Annotated in this window: 15 protein-coding genes and 2 pseudogenes; 5 read left to right on the forward strand and 12 right to left on the reverse strand. The window is 63.1% G+C overall.

Going from position 1 to position 21104, the window contains the following annotated elements:
• Positions 1-11 precede the first annotated feature (11 nt).
• From truB to B0E49_RS05160, 3 genes are read left to right on the forward strand one after another with little or no spacing between them, the layout of a single operon-like run.
• Positions 12-971 (forward strand): tRNA pseudouridine(55) synthase TruB, encoded by a 960-nt coding sequence (gene truB / locus B0E49_RS05150; protein ID WP_077561266.1) that lies wholly within the window; start codon positions 12-14, stop codon positions 969-971.
• The gene (gene typA / locus B0E49_RS05155; RefSeq protein ID WP_077560905.1) at positions 968-2800 is read left to right on the forward strand and encodes a translational GTPase TypA; all 1833 of its coding nucleotides are present in this window, start codon (positions 968-970) and stop codon (positions 2798-2800) included. Before truB ends, typA begins: the two co-directional genes overlap by 4 nt.
• Before the next feature lie 49 nt (positions 2801-2849).
• Positions 2850-3770 carry a DMT family transporter gene (locus B0E49_RS05160; protein ID WP_077560906.1) on the forward strand — a complete coding sequence of 307 codons (921 nt, stop codon included), beginning with the start codon at positions 2850-2852 and terminating at the stop codon, positions 3768-3770.
• Here the strand turns inward: B0E49_RS05160 and B0E49_RS05165 are convergent.
• The 5 genes and pseudogenes from B0E49_RS05165 to B0E49_RS05180 all read right to left on the reverse strand — a co-directional run.
• Positions 3767-4132: pseudogene (locus B0E49_RS05165) on the reverse strand (ABC transporter permease); the annotation flags it as partial. The gene B0E49_RS05160 and the pseudogene B0E49_RS05165 sit on opposite strands and share 4 nt — an antisense overlap.
• A 9-nt stretch (positions 4133-4141) precedes the next feature.
• Positions 4142-4303, reverse strand: a pseudogene (locus B0E49_RS20995) (methylenetetrahydrofolate reductase C-terminal domain-containing protein); the annotation flags it as partial.
• A gap of 146 nt (positions 4304-4449) precedes the next feature.
• Positions 4450-5826: an MFS transporter gene (locus B0E49_RS05170; protein WP_077560907.1), complete on the reverse strand. Its 1377-nt coding sequence runs from the start codon at positions 5824-5826 to the stop codon at positions 4450-4452.
• 64 nt (positions 5827-5890) lie between these two features.
• Positions 5891-7102, reverse strand: coding sequence for a M24 family metallopeptidase (locus B0E49_RS05175; RefSeq protein ID WP_077561270.1), 1212 nt, complete (start codon positions 7100-7102; stop codon positions 5891-5893).
• Positions 7103-7294: 192 nt separating this feature from the next.
• On the reverse strand, positions 7295-8299 hold the full coding sequence (locus tag B0E49_RS05180; RefSeq protein WP_077560908.1) for a GlxA family transcriptional regulator: 1005 nt from the start codon (positions 8297-8299) through the stop codon (positions 7295-7297).
• A gap of 179 nt (positions 8300-8478) precedes the next feature.
• Between B0E49_RS05180 and pabB the strand changes: the two genes are divergently transcribed.
• Both pabB and B0E49_RS05190 read left to right on the forward strand, forming a co-directional pair.
• On the forward strand, positions 8479-10251 hold the full coding sequence (gene pabB, locus B0E49_RS05185; protein ID WP_077560909.1) for an aminodeoxychorismate synthase component I: 1773 nt from the start codon (positions 8479-8481) through the stop codon (positions 10249-10251).
• Positions 10252-10315: 64 nt separating this feature from the next.
• Entirely contained in the window at positions 10316-11383 is a 1068-nt protein-coding gene (locus B0E49_RS05190) for a GlxA family transcriptional regulator (protein ID WP_077560910.1), read from the forward strand.
• A 63-nt stretch (positions 11384-11446) separates the two neighbouring features.
• Here the strand turns inward: B0E49_RS05190 and B0E49_RS05195 are convergent, their stop codons facing one another.
• The 7 genes from B0E49_RS05195 to B0E49_RS05225 form a co-directional block, all read right to left on the reverse strand.
• The gene (locus B0E49_RS05195) at positions 11447-12499 is read right to left on the reverse strand and encodes an ABC transporter ATP-binding protein (protein ID WP_077560911.1); all 1053 of its coding nucleotides are present in this window, start codon (positions 12497-12499) and stop codon (positions 11447-11449) included.
• 1 nt (position 12500) lies between these two features.
• Positions 12501-13268, reverse strand: coding sequence for an ABC transporter permease (locus tag B0E49_RS05200; protein ID WP_217349219.1), 768 nt, complete (start codon positions 13266-13268; stop codon positions 12501-12503).
• 44 nt (positions 13269-13312) lie between these two features.
• Positions 13313-14233 carry an ABC transporter permease gene (locus B0E49_RS05205; protein ID WP_168175006.1) on the reverse strand — a complete coding sequence of 307 codons (921 nt, stop codon included), beginning with the start codon at positions 14231-14233 and terminating at the stop codon, positions 13313-13315.
• A 34-nt stretch (positions 14234-14267) separates the two neighbouring features.
• The gene (locus B0E49_RS05210; protein WP_077560914.1) at positions 14268-15332 is read right to left on the reverse strand and encodes an ABC transporter substrate-binding protein; all 1065 of its coding nucleotides are present in this window, start codon (positions 15330-15332) and stop codon (positions 14268-14270) included.
• A 169-nt stretch (positions 15333-15501) separates the two neighbouring features.
• Positions 15502-16995, reverse strand: a complete 1494-nt coding sequence (locus B0E49_RS05215; RefSeq protein WP_077560915.1) for an NCS1 family nucleobase:cation symporter-1 — start codon at positions 16993-16995, stop codon at positions 15502-15504.
• A gap of 130 nt (positions 16996-17125) precedes the next feature.
• Positions 17126-18949 (reverse strand): hydantoinase B/oxoprolinase family protein, encoded by a 1824-nt coding sequence (locus B0E49_RS05220; RefSeq protein ID WP_077560916.1) that lies wholly within the window; start codon positions 18947-18949, stop codon positions 17126-17128.
• Between the two features lie 11 nt (positions 18950-18960).
• The gene (locus tag B0E49_RS05225; RefSeq protein ID WP_077560917.1) at positions 18961-21057 is read right to left on the reverse strand and encodes a hydantoinase/oxoprolinase family protein; all 2097 of its coding nucleotides are present in this window, start codon (positions 21055-21057) and stop codon (positions 18961-18963) included.
• Positions 21058-21104 lie beyond the last annotated feature (47 nt).

Genomic DNA, 21104 nt, shown 5'->3' on the forward strand with positions numbered 1-21104 from the left:
GTGGGGGCTACATCCGTGCGCCTCGTGCACGGGTTGCCAGGCGCCCCGTGCACGGGGTGCTGCTGCTCGACAAGCCCCTGGGCCTGTCGAGCAACGACGCGCTGCAAAAAGCCAAATGGTTGTTGCGCGCGGAAAAAGCCGGCCACACCGGCACGCTCGATCCGCTGGCCACGGGTGTGCTGCCGCTGTGCTTTGGCGCGGCGACCAAGTTCAGCCAGCTGCATCTCGATGCCGACAAGACTTATGAGGCGGTGGCGCTGCTGGGCATCAAGACCAGCACCGGCGACGCCGAAGGAGAGGTGATTGCACAGCGCCCCGTGAACGTCACGGAAGCGCAGATTGCGGAAGTCACGCGCCGGTTCACCGGCCGTCTGCGGCAGGTGCCGCCGATGCACAGTGCGCTCAAGAAGGACGGCAAGGCTTTGTACGAATACGCCCGCGCCGGTATCGAAGTGGAGCGGGCACCGCGAGACGTCGAGATATTTGAGCTAAATGTGGCTCTAGCCCATATGGTGCATGGGAATACTGCTATTAATATAAGAGCAAGATGCAGCAAGGGCACCTACATCCGCACGCTGGGTGAAGACATTGGCGAAGCACTCGGTTGCGGCGCCCACCTGACAGCCCTGCGCCGCACGGCGACGGGCAACTTCGATCTCGCGCGCTGCGTGACGCTGGAGGCGCTGGAAGCCATGACGGAGCCCGAGCGCCTGGCCTGCCTTCTGCCCGTGGAATCGCTGCTGCCGGACCACATCCGCGTTACGCTGGATGCCGACAATGCGGGGCGCTTCCTCAGCGGTGTGCGCCGGCGCGGCCACTGGCCCGACGCCGAGCAGGTCGCGGTCTATGGCGAAGCGCCGCACGCCCTGCTGGGCAGCGCGCACATCAAGGCCGGCGAACTGATCCCGGGGCGACTGCTCAGCCCCCCTGAAATACAACAAATCCTCGAATATCCAGAAAGCAAACCATGAGCAACAAACAAATCCGCAACATCGCCATCATCGCCCACGTGGACCATGGCAAGACCACCATGGTCGATCAGCTGCTGCGTCAGTCCGGCACCTTTGCCGAGCACGAAAAGGTGGTCGACACCGTGATGGACAACAACGCCATCGAGCGCGAGCGCGGCATCACCATCCTGGCCAAGAACTGCGCCGTGAGCTGGAAGGGCACGCACATCAACATCGTCGACACGCCCGGCCACGCCGACTTCGGCGGCGAAGTGGAGCGCGCCCTGTCCATGGTAGACGGCGTGGTGCTGCTGATCGACGCGCAGGAAGGCCCGATGCCGCAAACGCGCTTCGTGACCAAGAAGGCGCTCGCGCTGGGCCTGCGCCCGATCCTGGTGGTGAACAAGGTCGACAAGCCGGGCGCGCGCCCGCAATACGTCGTCGACGCGGCGTTCGATCTGTTCGACAAGCTTGGCGCCACCGACGAGCAACTGGACTTTCCCGTCGTCTACGCCTCGGGCATCAACGGCTGGAGCTCGATGGAAGAGGGCGGCCAGGGAGAGCAGTGGGGGCCCGACATGTCGGCCCTGTTCGACACCATTCTGGCCCACGTTCCGCCGCATGAGGGCGAGGCGGACGCGCCGCTGCAGTTGCAGATTTCGGCGATCGACTTCTCGACCTTCGTGGGCCGCATCGGCGTCGGGCGTGTCAACGCCGGCACCGTCAAGCCCGGCATGGACGTGCTCGTGATGGAAGGGCCCGATGGCGCGTCATACAAGGGACGCATCAACCAGGTGCTGACGTTCCAGGGCCTGGAGCGCGTGCAGGTAACGCAAGCCGGCCCCGGGGACATTGTGCTGATTAACGGCATCGCCGATATCAGCATCGGCGTCACGGTCACGGACCCGCTGCAACCCGCGCCGCTGCCGATGCTCAAGGTCGACGAGCCGACGCTGACCATGAACTTCTGCGTGAATACGAGCCCGCTGGCCGGGCGCGAAGGCAAGTACGTCACCAGCCGGCAGATCTGGGACCGGCTGCAGAAGGAGCTGCAGCACAACGTGGCCCTGCGCGTGCGCGAAACCGACGAGGAGGGCGTGTTCGAGGTCATGGGCCGCGGCGAACTGCACCTGACCATCCTGCTGGAGAACATGCGCCGCGAAGGCTATGAGATGGCCGTGTCCAAGCCGCGTGTGGTGTTCCGGGACGTGGGCGGCGAACGCCACGAGCCGATCGAGCTGGTCACGGCCGACATCGAGGAGCAGCACCAGGGCGGTGTGATGCAGGCCCTGGGCGAGCGCCGGGGCGACCTGGTCAACATGGAGCCGGACGGGCGCGGGCGTGTGCGGCTGGAATACCGCATCCCGGCACGCGGGCTGATCGGCTTCACCAATGAATTCCTGAACCTGACGCGCGGCTCGGGCCTGATCTCCAACATCTTCGACAGCTACGAGCCGTACAAGGGCGAGATCGCCGGCCGCAAGAACGGCGTGCTGATTTCCATGGACGACGGCGAGATCTTCAACTACGCACTGGGCAAGCTCGATGACCGCGGCCGCATGTTCGTGCGTGCCAACGATCCGGTGTACGAGGGCATGATCGTCGGCATCCACTCGCGCGACAACGACCTCGTGGTCAACGCAACGCGCACCAAGCAGCTGACCAACTTTCGCGTCAGCGGCAAGGAAGACGCGATCAAGATCACGCCGCCCATCACGCTCACGCTGGAGTATGGCGTGGAGTTCGTCGAGGACGACGAACTGGTCGAGATCACGCCCAAATCGATCCGCCTGCGCAAGCGCTTCCTGAAAGAGCACGAGCGCAAGCGGGCCGGCCGCGACACCGCATAAACCGGGCAGAAGGAGAGCCGGGCAGGAAGCTGCCCGTGAATGAGGCGCAATGAAACTCACCCATACCAAAGCCGTGTTCATGATGGTGGCGGTGACCCTGATGTGGTCGGTCGCCGGCGTGGTGACGCGGCATCTGCAAAACGCGCACAGCTTCGAGGTCACGTTCTGGCGCAGCTTCTTCACCACGGTGTCGCTGCTGGTGATCCTGCCCGCATGGCAGGGGCGCGGCGTGTTTCGCGCCATGCAGTGGACCAGCCCGGCGTTCTGGATATCGGGCGTGTGCTGGAGTGTCATGTTCACTGCCTACATGGTGGCGCTCACGCTCACCTCGGTGGGCAATGTGCTGGTCACCATGTCGATCGGCCCCTTGCTGACCGCCTTGCTCGCGCGCGTCTTCATCGGCCATCGCATTGCGCCGCGCACCTGGGGTGCCATTGCGCTGGCGGGTCTGGGCATCGCCTACATGTTCGGCTCCCAGGTGAACGTTGCCGCTGGCAATGATGGCGCGCTGCTGGGATCCCTGGTCGCGCTGTGCGTGCCGATGGCGGCCGCAGTCAACTGGACCGTGGTGCAGCGCAGCCAGGCCCACGGTGAAAAAATCGATCTGGTCCCCAGCTTGCTGGTCGGCGCCGTGCTCTCGACCCTGCTGACCTTGCCGCTGGCCTATCCCTTCGTGGCCACAGGCCCCGATTTGCGTCTGCTGGCCTTTCTCGGGCTGGTTCAACTGGCGATTCCCTGCATTTTTTCGGTCATCAGCGCGCGTGTGCTGAAAGCGCCCGAGGTGGCTCTGCTCGCCCTGCTCGAGGTGATTTTCGGCATTCTCTGGGCCTGGCTGGGGGCCAACGAAGTCCCTTCCGCGGAAGTTTTGATCGGCGGCGCACTGGTGATTGGTGCGCTGGTCGGCAACGAGGTGCTGGGTTGGCGCTTGCGCACGACTTTAGAAATAGAACTACGTGTGCAGCGCCGTTAGTCAACCAGCCCGCGCATTTTGGCGTTGCGCCGGCGCAGGGCCTCCAGTGTCAGCAACATCCCCACCGAGATCAGCACCAGCACTACGGCTGCGGCCAGGATGGTCGGGCTCAGCTGCTCGCGCAGGTCGGTCCACATCTGACGCGGGATGGTGCGTTGCTCGACGCCGCCGAGGAACAGTACCACCACGACTTCGTCAAAAGAGGTGGCAAACGCAAACAGCGCGCCCGAAAACACGCCAGGCCAGATGATGGGCAGCGTGATGCGGCGAAAAGCCGTCGTGGGCGAGGCCCCAAGGCTGCGTGCGGCGCGGAACAGGCCCTGGTCGAAGCCTGCAAGCGTGGCCGTTACCGTGATCACGAGAAGATTCTTGGGGCAATTCATGGGACACGACATACCAGTGTCTCCCAATATGCATTGGCCGCACATCCGGCAGTCGAAGAGCAAACCCTTGACTGCCCGCTCCAGGGTCGCCACCGGCTTTTCCACTCGCACATTACCGACCCGGGCCCATAGGGGGCGCAGGGCGGTCATGACCTTCTCGAGCACCCGGTAAACGGTCTGAAGCCCGCGGGCATGACGTACGGACTATCGGCGCATTGCGTACATTGTCACTCCCCTTCTTCATGAGGCTGCACTGGAGTCGCCCCTGCACGCACCGACCGCCTCCCGCCACTCATTCATTCATCTTTCAGCGCACCCCACGCCGTCTCCCGACTGGCGAGCATGGCGACCAGCGCGACCACCGCGGCGGCAACGAGAAACCAGGCCGGCGCCAGCTTGCTGCCCGTCACGCTGATCAGCCACGTTGCAATGAGCGGTGCGGTGCCGCCGAACAGCGCATTGGCGGAATTGAAGGTGAACGCAAACCCGCTGTACCTGACCTTGGTTGGAAAGATCTCGGAGAGAAAGCAGGGAAGGGTACCGTCGTTCATGGTCAGCAAGGCGCCGAATGCGACCTGGATCGCGACGATCCCGACGAAGCCCACCGTGCCGAGGGCCTTGAACAGCGGGACCGTCAGCGCAATGAACAGCACCGACGCGGCAATCAGCATGGTCTTTCGACCGAAGCGGTCCGACAGCGTGCCCATGAAGAATATGAAGAAGATGTACGCCACCAGGGAGATGGTCGTGGCCAGGAACGACTCGGTTTCGCCGACACCCATCTCCGTCGAAAGGTAGGTCGGCATGTAGCTCAGGATGATGTAGAAGGCCACGGCATTCAGGCAGGTGACGCCGAACGCGATAATCATGGCCCGCTTATGTGTTCCCAGCAGTTCCGTGACTGGTGCCTTGGCAACGTGGTGCGTCTTCTCCAACTGCTTGAACTTCGGCGTGTCTTCCAGGCGCACGCGAATGTAGCGACCGATCAGGCCGAACGGGGCGGCCAGCAGGAACGGCAGCCTCCAGCCCCAGGATTGCAATTGCTCAGTTGTCAATACGGCGTGCATGAGCGCCACCAGCAGCGAGCCGAACAGCAGGCCTGCGGCGGTGCTGGCGGGGACGATGCTGGTGTAGAAGCCGCGCTTGCGTTCGGGCGCGTACTCCGCCAGAAACAACGACGCGCCTGCGTATTCCCCGGACGCCGAAAAACCCTGGACAATCCGAACCAGCAAAAGCAGTACTGGAGCCCATAATCCGACCTGTTCGTAAGTCGGAAGAAAGGCAACCAGGAAAGTCGCGGCCGACATGATGAGGATTGAAAGCGAGAGCGCCGTTCGGCGCCCGATCTTGTCGCCGAAGTGACCCCACACGATTCCGCCAATGGGGCGGACAATGAATGAGACCGCAAACACGCCGAACGTCGCGAGCAGTGCATTGGTCGGGGAAGTCTGCGGAAAAAACACGACGGCGATGACCGTCGCAAGATAGCCGTAAGACGCGTAGTCGAACCACTCCACAAAATTGCCGATAAAGCTGGCTGCGGCAGCCTTTTTCAGCAAGCCGCTGCTCACCGGCCCATTCGCGTCAAGCGCGGGCGTTGCCCGCGCCGAATCATGCCGCGTAGCAGGGCCGCGGATCTTTTTATTCACCTCTAAAGGCTTGCTCGTACTCATACTCGTGTCTCCTCATGTGAATGGCCGGGCTGGCGGTAAATCGGAACCCGGCCTGGCGTGTCATTCAAGCCTTGATGATGTTGTGCTGAGGTCCGTAGGGGAAGGCGGTGAGGTTGCGGTTACCGTCCTTGGTGATCACCAGGATGTCGTGCTCGCGGTAGCCGCCCGCGCCTGGCATGCCCTCGGGCAGCATGATCATCGGCTCCATCGAGATCACCATATCGGGCTCCAGGACGGTGTCGATGTCCTCGCGCAGCTCCAGCCCGGCTTCGCGGCCGTAGTAGTGACTCAAGGTGCCGAACGAGTGGCCGTAGCCGAAGGTGCGGTATTGCAGCAGGTCGTGCTCGGCGAAGATCTTGTTGAGCTCCAGGGCGATATCGCTGCACCTGGCGCCCGGCACGAGCAGCTTCTTGCCTTCGTCGTGCACCTTGCAATTGACCTCCCACAGGCGCAAATGCGCGTCCGAGGCGTGGTCCAGGAACAGCGTGCGCTCCAGCGCCGTGTAGTAGCCCGAGATCATCGAGAAGCAGTTCAGGCTCAGGATGTCGCCCTTTTGCACCTTGCGCGTGGTCACCGGGTTGTGCGCGCCATCGGTGTTGATGCCGCTCTGGAACCAGGTCCAGGTGTCCATCAGTTCGGTGTGCGGGTAGCGTTTGGCGATCTCGCGCACCATGGCTTGCGTGGAGGCCAGCGCGACCTCATGCTCGGGCACGCATTCCTTGACGGCGGCCACCAGCGCCGCGCCGCCGATGTCGCACACCTGCGCGCCGTTGGCGATGAACTCGATCTCCTCGGCCGTCTTGACCATGCGCATCTTCATGCACGCCGCGGCGATGTCGACGAATTCCACATTCGGCAGCGCGGCCTTGAGCATGTTCAGCCGCTCGATGGGCAGATGGTCGAACTCGATGCCGACACGTCCCTTGTTGGGGATGCAGGCCTGCACCGCGCGGAAATAGTTGCCGCGCTGCCAGTCGGTGTAGGTCAGCATGTCGTCGGCCACGCCCTTGCGCCAGGGCTGGGCCCCGTCGATGTTGGCGGCGATGATCGTGGTCTTGTCGTGGGTGACGGCCAGGCCGTAGAAGCGCCCGAACGAGCAGTACAGGAAATCGCTGTAGAAGTTGATGTTGTGGTACGACGTGAACAACACCGCGTCGATGTTGCTCTCGGCCATGTGCTTGCGAACCTTGGCCATGCGGGTGGCGTACTCTTTCGCGGAGAAGGTGTTCTGGACTTTCTCGCCGTTGCGCAGGCGGATCAGGTCGGGCATGTTCATCATTTCAGTGGGCTCCATCGGTGGTTGATCAATGGAGCGAACTGTAGATAGCTTGGCCTTTGCCTGAGCTACAGTTGCGACACCGAATATCCTGATTACGGAACACAGGGTCGGTGCAGCCGGTGACGTCATCAATTTACAAGGGTTAACCCTTGAATTACGGTGACGGTCAGATCACCATTGGCCTGAAGGTCAGTTCGAGGCGGAGTGTTCTGCCCGCGAGAGGGCAAGTCGTTCGGCCATCGGGGTGTTGCCATAGACCTCGCGGTAGCGTGCGATGAAATGCGCCGGTGCCGCGAAACCGCACGACAGGGCGATCTCATCGATGCGCCGGGTTGTGCGCAGCACCGACAGGCGTGCGTGCGCGAGCCGGATTTCAAGGTATTTGCGGGACGGCGAAGTGTGTACGTATTGCTCGAACAGGCGTTCGAGCTGGCGGCGCGACACCTTGAGGTAATCGGCGATCTCGACCGGACTCAGCGGCTCCTCGACATTGCTCTCCATCATCTCGAGCGCATCGAGCAATACCTCGGGCATGTTGCCGTAGCGGTAACGCATGGGCAGTGCCTGGTTTTCATCCTGGCTGCGCTGGTGCGACACGAGCAGGTCGGACACCTGCTGCGCCAGCTCGCGGCCTCCCGGCGGGCGCCGCAGCACAAAGGTCATGAGATCGAGCGGGCTCACGCCTCCCGAACAGGTGTAGCGATCGCGATCGATTTCGAACAGGCGGCTGGATACAAAGACTTCGGGGAATTCTTCGACCAGGGTTTCGCGGTCTTCCCAGTGGATGGTGCAGCGGTAACCGTTGAGCAGCCCGGCTTTGGCGAGGTAGTAGCTTCCGGTATCGATGCCGCCCAGCGTGACGCCCTGGGCTGCGAGTTGACGCAGCCAGCGGGTGGTGTCGCCATAGCCGTGCTTGGGCAGCGGATTGGGCCCGATCACGAACACGGTATCAAACCGGCTGCTCTCGCCCATCACCTGGTCCGGCAGCACGCGGATACCGCCGCTCGACAGAACGGGCTCGTCGCGCAGTCCGACCGTGACCCATTCGAACGCTTTTCTCCCCAGCGCCATATTGGCCAGCCGCAAAGGATCAACGGCCGAGCTCAGCGCAATCAGCGAAAAAGCAGGGATCAGCAGAAAACCAAAGCGCTGTACGCTGGCGGCGTTGTGCGAAGCGGGAGTGTCGGTAGACATGGTGCAATTATGGTCACACGCGCAACCCGTGTGCGCCGGGACGGAATTGCCTCTGGCAAGAGACACAATAGGGCAATTTGTTGGACTGCCTTTTTTGGGATGATGAGAATAGCCCTTGATATTTACCTCTGCGCGCCTGTATTGACGCGTGGTGCCTCAGGACAGGATACAGGCACGCCGTGCAAACCCTGATCGACTTTGCCAACCCCCGGGGCGATCAGGGCGCGCCGCTGCGTGTCGCATTTGGGGCACCGCGCGAGGTGCTGCTGGCACACACCTTAGCCCAGGTACGACCGGTGCTGCAGGCGGTGGATGCCATGGCCCGGCAGGGGCGCTGGTGCGTCGGGTACCTGCGCTACGAGGCCGCCCCTGCGTTCGACACGGCGCTTGCGGTGCATCGCGGCAGCGACGGTCCGCTGGCGTGGTTCGGGGTGCACGATGCCGCGCAGCCGTGGCCGCCAATAGGCACGGACGTCGCCGCAGCCGACGCCGTGTGGCATAGCGACCTGCCGCGCGCCACGTTCGAGCGGCGCATGGCGGACATTCACCAGGCCATCGCCGCAGGCGATCTGTACCAGGTCAACTACACCGCGCCGCTGCGCGCCGAGTTCCGCGGCGATGCGCGGGCCTGGTTCATGGCGCTGCGCCGGGCGCAGCCCCATGGCTATGCCGCGTTCATCGACAGCGGAGCGGAGCAGCTGTTGTCGGTGTCGCCGGAGCTGTTTTTCGACTGGCTCGATGACCGCATCCTGGCTCGCCCCATGAAGGGCACGGCGCCGCGCGGCGCCACCGCGGCGGACGACGAAGCACTGGCGGCAGGCCTCGCCGCCTCGCCGAAGGAGCGCGCCGAGAATGTCATGATTGTTGACCTGATCCGCAACGACCTGTCACGCATTGCCAAGCCTTTTTCCGTGCGCGTGCCCCGGCTGTTCCACCTCGAAGCGCTGCCCACCGTGTGGCAGATGACCTCCGATGTTGAGGCGCTCACCCGGGCCGGGATCACACTGGCCGACGTGTTCACGGCCTTGTTCCCTTGCGGTTCGATCACCGGTGCACCCAAGGTGCAGGCCATGCGGATGATCTGCGATCTGGAGCCGCAGGCCCGCGGCGTGTATTGCGGCGCGGTGGGTGTTGTCCGACCGGGCGGGCATGCGACGTTCAACGTGGCGATCCGCACCGTGACCCTGCGCGGCACGGCGGCGAGCTGCGGCATCGGCAGCGGCATTACGGCCGATGCGCAGGCCGAGGGCGAATGGCAGGAATGGCGCCACAAGCGTGCCTTTCTCGAACGCGCAAGCCAGCCGTTCGAATTGCTCGAAACCCTGGCGCTGGAAGATGGTGCCCTGCGCGACGTGCCGGCCCATCTGGCGCGCATGGCGGATGCGGCCGCGCATTTTGCCTATCCATGGGCCTCAGGGCGTGTTGCGGACTGCTTGCGGCAACTGGTCGATGCGCACCTTCGGGGGCACTGGCGGGTGCGCCTGCGGCTCGATGCCCGCGGACAGGTTCAGGCCGAAGCCTACCCGCTGGACCTGACGCCGACCCCAGTTCGCTTAAGACTGGCCACGAGCGCGCTCGAAGAAGCGGACAGTGAGTTCGTGCGCTTCAAGACCACGCGGCGTGCGCATTACGACGCTTTCACCCCCAGCGAACCCGGCGTCTTCGACACCCTGCTGTGGAACCGGCGCGGAGAGCTCACCGAGTGCACCCGCGGCAATGTGGCCCTGCTGCTGGACGGGCGCTGGGTCACGCCGGCGCTGCACTGCGGCCTGCTGGGCGGGATCGGGCGGGCCCGCTGGCTGCGCGAAAGACGGGTGACGGAAGCCGTGGTGCGGGTAGACGAGTTGCCCCGGGTGCAGGCGCTGGCCTTCATGAACAGCCTGCGCGGTTGGCTGGAGGCCGTGCTCGATGAATGCACGCCGCCCGGTCCTGACTCGAAAGCTGCCCACTAGCGCTATCGCACGGAGCATGCGCTATGCGTAAAATAAAAAACTTTCCAAGGCATATTCTGCGCCCATGAGCCAGCGACGAACCACATCCCAACCGCGCCGTGGCGCGGTGAGTGCCGATGAACAGGTCGCCCCATTGCTGCGGGTCGGTTTCTTGCTGACGCCGCGCTTCACGCTGACCGCCTTTGCCGGCTTTGTCGATGCACTGCGACTGGCCGCAGACGAGGGAGACCGCAGCCGCCCCAGGCTGTGTCGATGGGATATTCTTGGCGCCGCGGGAACGACACATCTATCCAGTTGCGGCGCGAGTGTCACCCCGACCGCGCCGATGGACTCGCCCGAAGCCTATGACTACCTGGTCGTTGTTGGCGGCCTGCTGCATGGCGGGCAGCAGGTGCCGGAGGCCACGTATGCCTTCCTGCAGGAAGCGGCGGCCAGGGGTGTCAAGCTCATCGGCCTGTGCACGGGATCTTTCGTACTCGCGCGCGCCGGGCTGCTGGATGGTCATCTCACCTGCGTGAGCTGGTTTCATCGCGAGGCGTTTGTGACCGAGTTTGCACATCTGCGCGTCGTGTCGAACCAGATGTTCGTGGTCGACCGCAATCGCCTCACCTGCGCCGGCGGTACCAGCGTGGTTCACCTGGCCGCCTACGTTATTGAAAAGATAATAGGACGCGCCAGCGCCGTGAAGGCCCTGCGCATCATGATTGAAGAGCAGCCGCTTCCTTCGAGGACGCTGCAACCCGAGGAAGTGTTGTCGGAGCGCTCCACCGACACCGTGGTTCGCAAGGCGATGCTGCTGCTGGAGCAGCAACTGCACACGTCGCTGCCAATCGAGCAACTGTGTGAGCCGCTGGGCATTGGCCGGCGCCAGCTTGAGCGGCGATTCCAGCGCGATGTCGGTCTGAGCCCGGCGGGGTATCGCCAGAGCCTGCGCGTGGAGCGTGCGCGCTGGTTGTTGCAGCACACCGACCTCGAAGTTACCGAAGTCGCGTTCGAGTGCGGGTTCCAGAACAGCACGCACTTCGCCCGCGTGGTCAGGCAATCGCTCGGGGCCAGCCCGCGCGAGGTGCGCGCTGCCGGGAAATCGGCCACTGGCACGGTGCCAGGCAAGCAGGCCACTATTGACGCCTGATCGCTGCAGAGATTCCTGGGTGCGGGAACTCTCATCACGGGCGGCTGTCGGCGAGCGCCGGCTCTACGCGAGTGCGAAACAGTCCTCAGCACGCCAGCTCAGGTGCAAGCGCTGTCCCGGCTCCGGGCGTGAGACAGCTTGTGCCGAAGCCGACGAGACAACAAGCCGGTCGCCCGCAGCCGTCACCACCTCGTGCTCGATCACCGGACCAAGGTAAGTGGCCGACTTCAAGGTCACCTCCAGTGCATTGACGTCGGTGGATTCGGCGCTGGCGAGACGTGCATTCTCGGGACGAAAGCACAGTGCCGAAGCACTTCCAGGCGCAGTAGCATTGCTGAAGCGCAACCGACGACCATCGCGCGATTCGAAGCAACCTGGGGCAGTGGCGCGCCCCTCGATCAGGTTACATTTTCCGATGAAGGTTGCGACGAAGCGCGACGCCGGCCGCTGGTACAAGTCTTCCGCCGAGCCGAGTTGCTCGAGCTGACCCTGATTCATGACGCCGATGCGGTCGGCGATGGCCATCGCCTCTTCCTGGTCGTGCGTGACAAACACTGACGTAATGCCAGCCTGTTGCTGGAACTCGCGAATCTCGGTACGCATTTGCGTGCGCAGCTTGGCATCGAGCGCCGAGAAGGGTTCATCGAGCAGCAGCACCTCGGGCTGCGCTGCCATGGCACGCGCCAGCGCGACACGTTGCTGCTGTCCGCCTGACAGCGCCTTTGGGTATCGGTCGGCATGCTTGTCGAGTTGCACCCAACGCAGCATTTCATCCACACGTTTAGCCATGCGCGCCTTGTCCCAGCGGCGCAGACGCGGGCCAAACTCGACATTCTGTGCGACGGTCAAGTGCGGAAACAGCGCATAACCCTGGAACACCATCCCGACGTTTCGCTTGTGCACCGGCAGGCGCGTGACATCGCGCGCGCCTATGTGCATCGTGCCCGATGTCGGCGCGATGAAACCGGCGATCATGCGCAGCGTCGTTGTCTTGCCGCAGCCGCTGGGGCCAAGCAGCGCGAGCAGTTCGCCTTCTCGAATGTCCAGGGAGGTTTCTTCGACGGCGCAAAATTCGCCGTATGTTTTTCGGATCTTCGAGAGTGTGACGCCAGCCATGTCAAAAGGCCTTTCCAAGGTTGACAAAACGATCCGATATCAGGAGCGCCGCGCCGATGATCGCAATCTGCACCGTTGCGACGGCGGCGATGGTCGAATCGAGATTCCATTCAAGGTAATTGAGGATCGAGATCGGCAAGGTGGTTACGCCGGGCCCGACAAGGAACAACGACTTTTCGAGGTCCGAAAACGAGGCGATGAACGCAAACATCGCCGCTGCGATCATGCCGGGCCGAATCGTCGGCAGCGTGACGAGGAAGAAGGTCTGCAGCGCATTTGCGCCCAGGCTTCGCGCCGCTTCTTCAGGCACGGCGTTGGCAGTCATCAAAGAAGCGCACACCAGCCGCATCGTCCACGGCAGCGCCACCAGCGTATGTGCGATGACCAAGCCGTGGAACGTGGCAGCAAACTGAACGCCCGATAGGATTTCGATCTGAACGAAGTAGATATAGACCGCCGCTCCCGCCACGATGGCCGGGACGTACATGGGTGACAGCAGCAGGTGGCGCACGGTCTCGCGACCAGGGAACGGAAAGCGCTCGATCGCCAGCGCAGCTGGCACGCCGAGCAGCAGCGAACCTAACGTCGCGCAGACACCGACCTCAAGGCTGGTGGTGAAACCCGAGGCGAAATCCTGCAGAGCCCACGCCCGCGCGAACCAGCTCAGCGTATAGCCGCTTGGAGGAAAGGTGAGGATACGGTCGGAAAAGAAGCTGGCCCATACGATGACCAGCAACGGCGCGATGATGAAGGCGAAGATCAGCGTCACAAAAGTCAGGTATACGAATCGGCCAATCGAAACACGCTCCATGATTAAAAGTACTTTCTACTTAGGAATCGGGTGGACACAATAGTGAGCAGCAAGGTGGTCAACATCAGGATGCATGCCAGAGTCGAGCCGAACGGCCAGTTCTGGACCTTGGCGATCTGCTCATAGACGACCGGACCCATCATTTGCATACTCGGCCCTCCGATCAGTACCGGTGTGGCATAGGCGTTCATCGTCAACGCGAAGCAGATCGCTGCGGCGGCGACCAGACCTGGCATCGACAGCGGAAGCACGACACTGAACACCGCGCCCAGCGGCGACTGGCCGAGCGACATCGCTGCTTCCTCGATGCTGGTCGGAATCGAGTCGAGCACGCTTTGCATCGTGATGATGGCGAACGGCAGCAGCACCGAGACGAGAGCAATCACGACCGCTGTCGGCGTGTACAGGATGGCGATCGGCTGCGCCGTGAGTCCGAGGGCGATGAAGACCGTGTTGGCCACGCCCTTGGTACCCATCACGATCATCCAGGCTGCGGAGCGGACGGCGTTTCCGAGCAGGAGTGGCAACACTGTAATGATGATCAGCCAGCTGCGCCGCTTCTCGGAACGCGTACGCGAGATGCAGTACGCAGCCGGAAACGCCAACACCACGACAATCACAGTCGATAGCCCCGCGATGCGCGCGGTCACGCCTAGCACCTTCTGATAGAACGGATCGGCGAAGGCACGCACGTAGTTGTCGAGGCTGAACACGCCCAGCATCAACTTCGCCGGGTCGTACAGGTCAAAACTGTAGCGAACGATGAGCGCCAGCGGCGCAAGCAGGAACACCACGACCAGTAGCAGTGCCGGCACGACCAGTGCCGACGCCGGACGTGCCGTCCGCGCGACGGCGGCCGCGCTATCCGCCGCCACACCGCCAGCGGTGGCGCTCGCAACCGCCGCGCTCACCGGGTTCTCCATATTCGCATCGCTTCGGGGCGGCGGCGCAACGAACTCATCCCTTGAATTCCTTGTTCCACCACTCCTGCCACTTTGCGATGTTCTTCGACTGGTATCCATAATCGGGGTTCTGCAGAGTGGCGTGCTGTGCGGGTGTGAAGTCGATCGCTGCGCGCACCTCGTCGGACAGCTGTGCGTTGTTCGTTGCCGGCGCATACATCGATGCCGTTGCGTACCCGCCAAGCCCCTTTGGATCGAGTAGCGCATTAAGGTACAGGTAAGCTGCGTCCTTGTTGCGCGCGCGTTTCGGCATCGTTGCACCGAACACGATCGTCACCGCGCCTTCCTTCGGGTAGGACGAACGCACCGACACGCCGTCCTTGGCCCACTGCGCGATGCGCGCCGAGTAGTTGGCCGAGATCCAAACGTCTTCGCTGGCGAAGGCCGCGGCGAGTTGCTGGTGCGTCGGATAGATCTTGGGCTGCATGGTCCGCTTCATTTCCACCAGCTTCGCGAAGCCGGGCTCGACCTGGTTCATCTTGCCGCCGCCGGCAAGAGCCGCCATGTAGATCCAGTTGTAGTAGCTCTGATCCAGCACGCCAAGTTTACCGGCGTACTTCGGATTCCACAGCTCGGCCAGCGATGTTGGCGGTTCCTTGATGAACTTCGGGTTGTAGGCGAGCGTGACACCGCCGAACACCCAGGGCACGAAGTACGGGGCGCGCAGGCCGGGGCGCACGCTGGCGTAGTTGGGAATCTTCTTCAGGTCAAGTTGTTCGAGCACGTCCTGCTCGTTCAGGTCGAAGGCGTCGCCCGCGCTGAAATGCGCAACGTCGATGCTGCCGCGCGGCAGGCCGCGCTCGGCAAGCAGCTTGGTCTTGCGCTCGGGCTCCATGTTGAGCGCGCGCACGATCTTGATGCCCCGGCTTTCGACCAGCGGCGCTTCAATGAAACGCACCGTGCGGTCGTTCCAGTCACCGCCCCAGTTGCTCACGACGAGTTCACCGGATTGGGCCCATACGGGCTGGCCGGCTGCGGCCAACGCGCTAGCCGCGCCAACCCCGAGCAGTATTTCGCGCCGGCGCGCATTGGGACTGGGGAAGCTGTTTTTATCAAACATGAGACACCTCAACGTGTAAATAATTTTCACTTTGCGGCGAACTTGTTGGCCGCCGCATCGCGCATCCGCCTATCAATGGTGCAGGTCTTAAGCACCAACCTTAGACACGTCATTTGCAAGCAAGACGCATGCCATTTTTCTGGAGATTTCCTTGTGGTCAATTCAATTGTCAGATGGAGACGGTGATCGCCATCCGCGCCACACGTCGCCGCTCCTTCGCCATCAGCGGCAGGTACACCACGACGGACAAGAACACACCGACGAACCAGGCGTAGTTGTAGATTTCCTTGAAAACGCCAGACACATTGCCGAAGCTGCTGGGAAAGGCCGTTGCCAGGAAGCCGGGCACGTTGGGCGCGACGGCGACTACAAATGCGACCAGCGCGGCCGGGTTCCAGCCATTGTGGTAGGCGTACGGGCCGTCGAGGTCGTAGAGCTCCTGGATATCGACGCGCGTGCGGCGAATCAGCCAGTAGTCGGCGATCATGATCCCCAGCACGGGCCCGAGCAGGGCGCCATAGCCACCCAGCCAGGTGAAGATGTAGCCACCGGAGGACTCGATCATCTTCCACGGCATCATCAGCACGCCCAGAACGGCGGTGATGTAACCGCCGCGGGCAAAGTTGACGTGGCGCGGAAAAATGGCCGCGAAGTCGTAAGCCGGGCCCACCACGTTGGCGGCCAGATTCACACACAGGGTGTCGATGGTGATGATGGCGAGGCCGATCGCAACGGCAATGCCTTCCATGCGGCTGGCCAGATCGACCGGATCCCAGATTGCCTTGCCGTAGATCGTCACGGTGGCAGACGTCACCGCAACACCGACGAACGCCAACAGGCCCATCGGAATGGGCAGCCCAATGGTTTGACCGATGATTTGATCTTTCTGGCTGCGCGCAAAGCGCGTGAAGTCAGGGATATTCATCGCCAGTGTCGACCAGAAGCCGACCATCGCGGTGAACGAGGGCCAGAACAGCGCCCAGAACTGTCCGGCCTTCTTGCCGCCCTCCGCGAACTGCGATGGCGCGTGCATCATCTCGCCGAATCCATGGGCCCGTGTATAGGCCCAACCGAGCAGGGCCAGCACGATCACGACCTTGATCGGCGCAGTGATGCTCTCGATCCAGCGTATCGACTCCGGCCCATGCGCAATGAAGTAAAGATGCAGTGCCCAGAACACAAAGAAGCACACGAGCTGTCCGGCGTCAATGCCGATCCAGCCCATCTTGACGCCGACCAGTCCGCCACCGGTCACGATGTTGGCGACTGCGTAGATGGCGCTGCCACCGACCCAGCACTGGATACCGAACCAGCCGCAGGCGACCACAGCGCGCATGAAGGCGGGCAGTTTGGCCCCTTTGACGCCGAAGGACGTGCGCACCAGAACGGCAAACGGTATCCTGAGCTTGGCGCCCGCATGACCGTTGAGCAGCATCGGAATCAGCACGACGGCATTGCCCGCCAGCACCATGCCGGCCGCCTGCCACGCCGAGAAGCCCTGGTCGACCAGCCCCGCGGCGAGCATGTAACAGGGGATGCACATGACCATGCCGATCCACAGCGCGGCGTAGTGGTAGGCGGTCCAGGTGCGGTGGCTGGGGTCGGTGGGAGCGAGGTCCTCGTTCCAAAGCTCGGACGAGCTGTTGTTGAATCTGATAGCCATGGATTGTCTCCTTCAGGGTAATGCCCACTGTTCTGGCGAACGGATGGCGGGGTTCATATGCTTTGAGTCTTCAGCGCGCCGCCATGGTTCGGGTCAGCGCGCCGGCCGCAGTGCCTGCGGCCTCGAACAACTACGACATTGGCTCCAGCACCTTCTCGCTCTTTGGCGAGTGCGGCGCGCTTGTGGAATGTGCGCGCAACTCGGCGCGGCGCCGTTCGGTCGCCACACTATCGAGTTGGAGCGCAGCGTCAATGACGACACCGTAGACTTCGAACGCGCGCTCACGCGTGCAGAAGTCGTCAAGCACGTCATCGAGCACTTTTTGCGCCGGCCGCTTCAGCGGGTCACCGTAGCCGCCGCCACAAGGCGCGTAGTAGCTCATGCCGCCACCGGCCTGAACCGCCAGGTTCGAGAACTTTGCGTAGGTCTGTTCGACATGGCCGTCGGCGTCGAAGATCTCGACCTTGCCGACCGTTCCTTGCGTACCGCCGAACGCACCCCAGGGCACATCGTGATGACGCTCGGATTCATGCGTGATGAAGCCGTCGGTCAACAGCCGCTGCGATTTGACGACACCGATGCCGCCGCGGTACTGGCCGGCGCCGGGCATCACGTCGTCACGCAGCTCGTAGCGCTCGCAGATCATCGGCAGGTGCATGCCGAGATCCTCGATCGGGTTGTTGCGCGTGTTGGCCATCAGGTTGTCGATCGAGTCGGGGCCATCCGAGCCTGGCCGGCCGCCGTAGGCACCTTCATTGACCTCGAGGAACACCCAATAATCGCCTTCAGGTTTCAGTCCCGAATAGGCCGCGAACGACAGCGTCGCCGAGTTGCCGGCGGTCGTGCGCAACGGCAACACCGGCGATAGCGCACGGATGATCAGGTCAATCATGCGGTTGCACTGCGTGAAGCGCGCCTCGGCCGCGGCCGGGTAGATCGGGTTAAAGATCGAACCCTTCGGCGCCGTCACCTTGATGGGGCGGAAGGACCCTTCGTTGGGGGGCATCTTCACGTCCATCATTGCGGTGTCTGTCAGCATCGCGCGAAAGGCGCAATAGCACGCCGGCTTGGTCGAGCCCTCGAACGGCACATTGAAGCCGGTCTGAACCTGATCCGCCGAACCGGTGAGATCGACCTCGATGCTGTCGCCGGTCACTCGCACGCAGACCTTGATAGGCAGGCGTTTGTCGCGATTGCGGCCGTCGTCGTCAAGAAAACCCTCCGCGAAATATTCACCATCGGGAATTTCACGGATGCGGCTGCGCATCATCGACTCGGTGTAGTCCATCAACTGGGCCGAAGCGCCAAACACGGTTTCCTTGCCGTAGGTATCGAGCAGCTCCTGGAAGCGGCGCGCACCGAGCTGGGCCGAGGCGATCTGTGCGTCGATGTCGTCCTTGGTCTGCTTGGCAGTGCGGCTGTTGTGGGAGATGAACTGCCACAGGCCTTCGTTGCGCCGACCCTGCTCGTAGAGCTTGATGCCGGCGAACAACATGCCTTCGGCAAACACGTCAGGCACGTCGATGATCAGGCCGGGTGTCGCCGCGCCGATGTCGACATGGTGCGCAGTGTTGCCGGCGAACGCGACGAGTTCGCCGCGCCAGAAGATCGGCACCACGATGCACAGGTCGGGACTGTGGCTGGCGCCGTAATATGGGTGGTTGTGGATCACCACATCGCCTTCGTGCCACTGCCCGCCCTGCAGGCACTGTGCGATGCCGCGCAGGTAGCCGGGGATTGAGCCGATGTGCAGCGGTGAGCCTTCCGACTCGGTCATGGTGTTGAAGTCCAGGTCGAACAGGCCCGCACCAATATCCTGCGACTCGCGGATGATCGACGAGAACGACATGCGGTACAGCACATGCGCCATCTCCTCGGCAATGGTGTGCAGCGCGCCGCTCATCACCTGCAGCGTGATCGGGTCGACCTTGGTCGTGTTTTGAATAGCTTGCATCAGAGTCTCCTTCAGGCGACGAGCCGGTTGATGTGCAAAGTGCCGCTGCCGCCGACACGGGCGATATAGGCCGGCGGCACCAGCGTGGTCGAGTCGTGCTGAACGATGATCGCCGGGCCCGGCACCTCGTGGCCGGCCTTCAACTTCGGGCGGTGGTAGCGCGGTGTCGCATAGGTCTTGCCATCGTCAAATATCGTCGGGCGTTCATACATCAGCGCCGGCGCGATGGCGCTGCCATTGGCCGCCTCCAGTTCGGGCCAGATCAGCCGCGGGGTCTTCGCAACGCCAATGATGCGCACCGTGACGATCTCGACGTCGACGTCGTCGAAGGCCCAGCCGTAGTCGCGCCGGTGCTGGGCGTGGAAGTTTTGCTTCACCGCATCGATGTTCGCCAGCGTCAGCGGGCCTTCAGGAATCCCGGCGCGCAACTCGAAGCCCTGGCCGTGGTAGCGGCATTCGGCGATCCGTATGTAGCTCTGTTTGTCGGCCGGCACCTCATCGGCATCAAGGCTGTCGCGGCATTGGCGCGTCAGCTCGTCGATTGCCTGGTTGATGCGGTCCAGCGCGGCCTGCTGAGCGTTGTCGAGCACCATCAGCACCGAGCGCGCGAACTCATATTGCATGTCGGTCTCGAGCAGCCCGATCGCCGCGGTGATACCGGGGGCCGGCGGCACGATCACCTCCATGGCGGAGACTGCTTCAGCCAGTGCCACGCCGTTCAACGGTCCCGCGCCGCCGTAGGGTGCAAGCGCGAATTGGCGCGGATCGTAGCCCTTGGCGACCGAGTTCGCACGGATCGTCAGCGACATGTTCGAGTTCAGAATGCGAATGATGCCGAGCGCAGCCTGCTCGACTGTCATGTTCAGCGGGTCGGCGATCTTCGTCTTGATCGCTTGATGGGCCAGCCCGGCGTCGATCTTCAGGTCGCCGCCGAGGAAGTGGTCGGGATCGAGCCGACCGAGCACCACCTGCGCGTCGGTCACGGTCGGTTCAGTACCGCCCTTGCCGTAGCAGGCCGGGCCGGGGTCGGCGCCGGCCGAACGTGGGCCGACGCGGAACAAGCCGCCTTCGTCGATATAGGCAATCGAGCCGCCGCCGGCGCCCATGGTGGCCACGTCGATCATCGGGGACAGCACGGGGTAGGCGCCAACATAGGTGTCGCGCGGGTTCATCACTTTCACCTGACCGTCGGGAATGGTGCTGAAGTCGGCCGATGTGCCGCCAATATCGACGGTGATAATGTTCTTGGTGCCCGAGATCTCGCCCAGCCAGCGCCCACCCATCACGCCGCCGGCCAGACCCGACATCAGGATCGTGACGGCTTCGCGCGAGCATTTATCGACGGTGGAGACACCGCCATTGCTCTGCATGATGCGCAGGTGCGGGCTCAAACCCGCCTCTTTCAGTTTGCGCTCGAGGTTCTTCAGGTAACGCGAGGTCTTCGGGCCGACGAAGGCGTTCATCGCCGTCGTCGAGAAGCGCTCGTACTCGCGCATGACATTGGCGATCTCCGATGAACAGGATACGTAGGCGTCGGGCATGACTTCGCGCACGATGGCCTTGGCGCGCTGCTCGTGCACGTCATTCAGGAACGAGTAGAGAAAGCAGATGATGACCGACTCGATGCCGCGAGACTTCAGCAACTCGGCCGCGGCCCGCACCTCATCGTCAGCGAGCGGCACCGAGACGCGACCGGTAGGGGGCAGCAGGCGTTCGGTGATCGGGATGCGGTTGCGCCGCTTCACCAGCGGCTTCGATTGCCAGGGTACGTCGAACTGTAGCGAGAAGTTGTGCAGCCGCTTATGACGGCCGATGTGCAGGATGTCGCGGAAGCCACGCGTCGTCAGCATGCCGACCTCGGCGCCGTTGTGTTCGATGGTGATGTTGGTCGCGACGGTGGTGCCGTGCACGATCATGCGTACATCAACGGGCGAAATGTCCGCGATGCGGCAAATCTCCAGAACGCCCTTCAACACCCCCACGGACTGGTCCGCAGGGGTGCTGGCCACTTTGTGCAGGAAGACTCTTTGGGGTCCCCCACCTTCGCCCTCGGTTTCGAGGACCAGGTCGGTGAACGTGCCACCGACGTCAACGCCAATTCTTGCCATGTCTCTTCCTTTGATATGTGAGCGGGAGCGGCCGGCAGGCCGCTCCG

The sequence above is a fragment of the Polaromonas sp. C04 genome (assembly GCF_002002705.1).
Lineage (GTDB): Bacteria > Pseudomonadota > Gammaproteobacteria > Burkholderiales > Burkholderiaceae_C > Rhodoferax_A.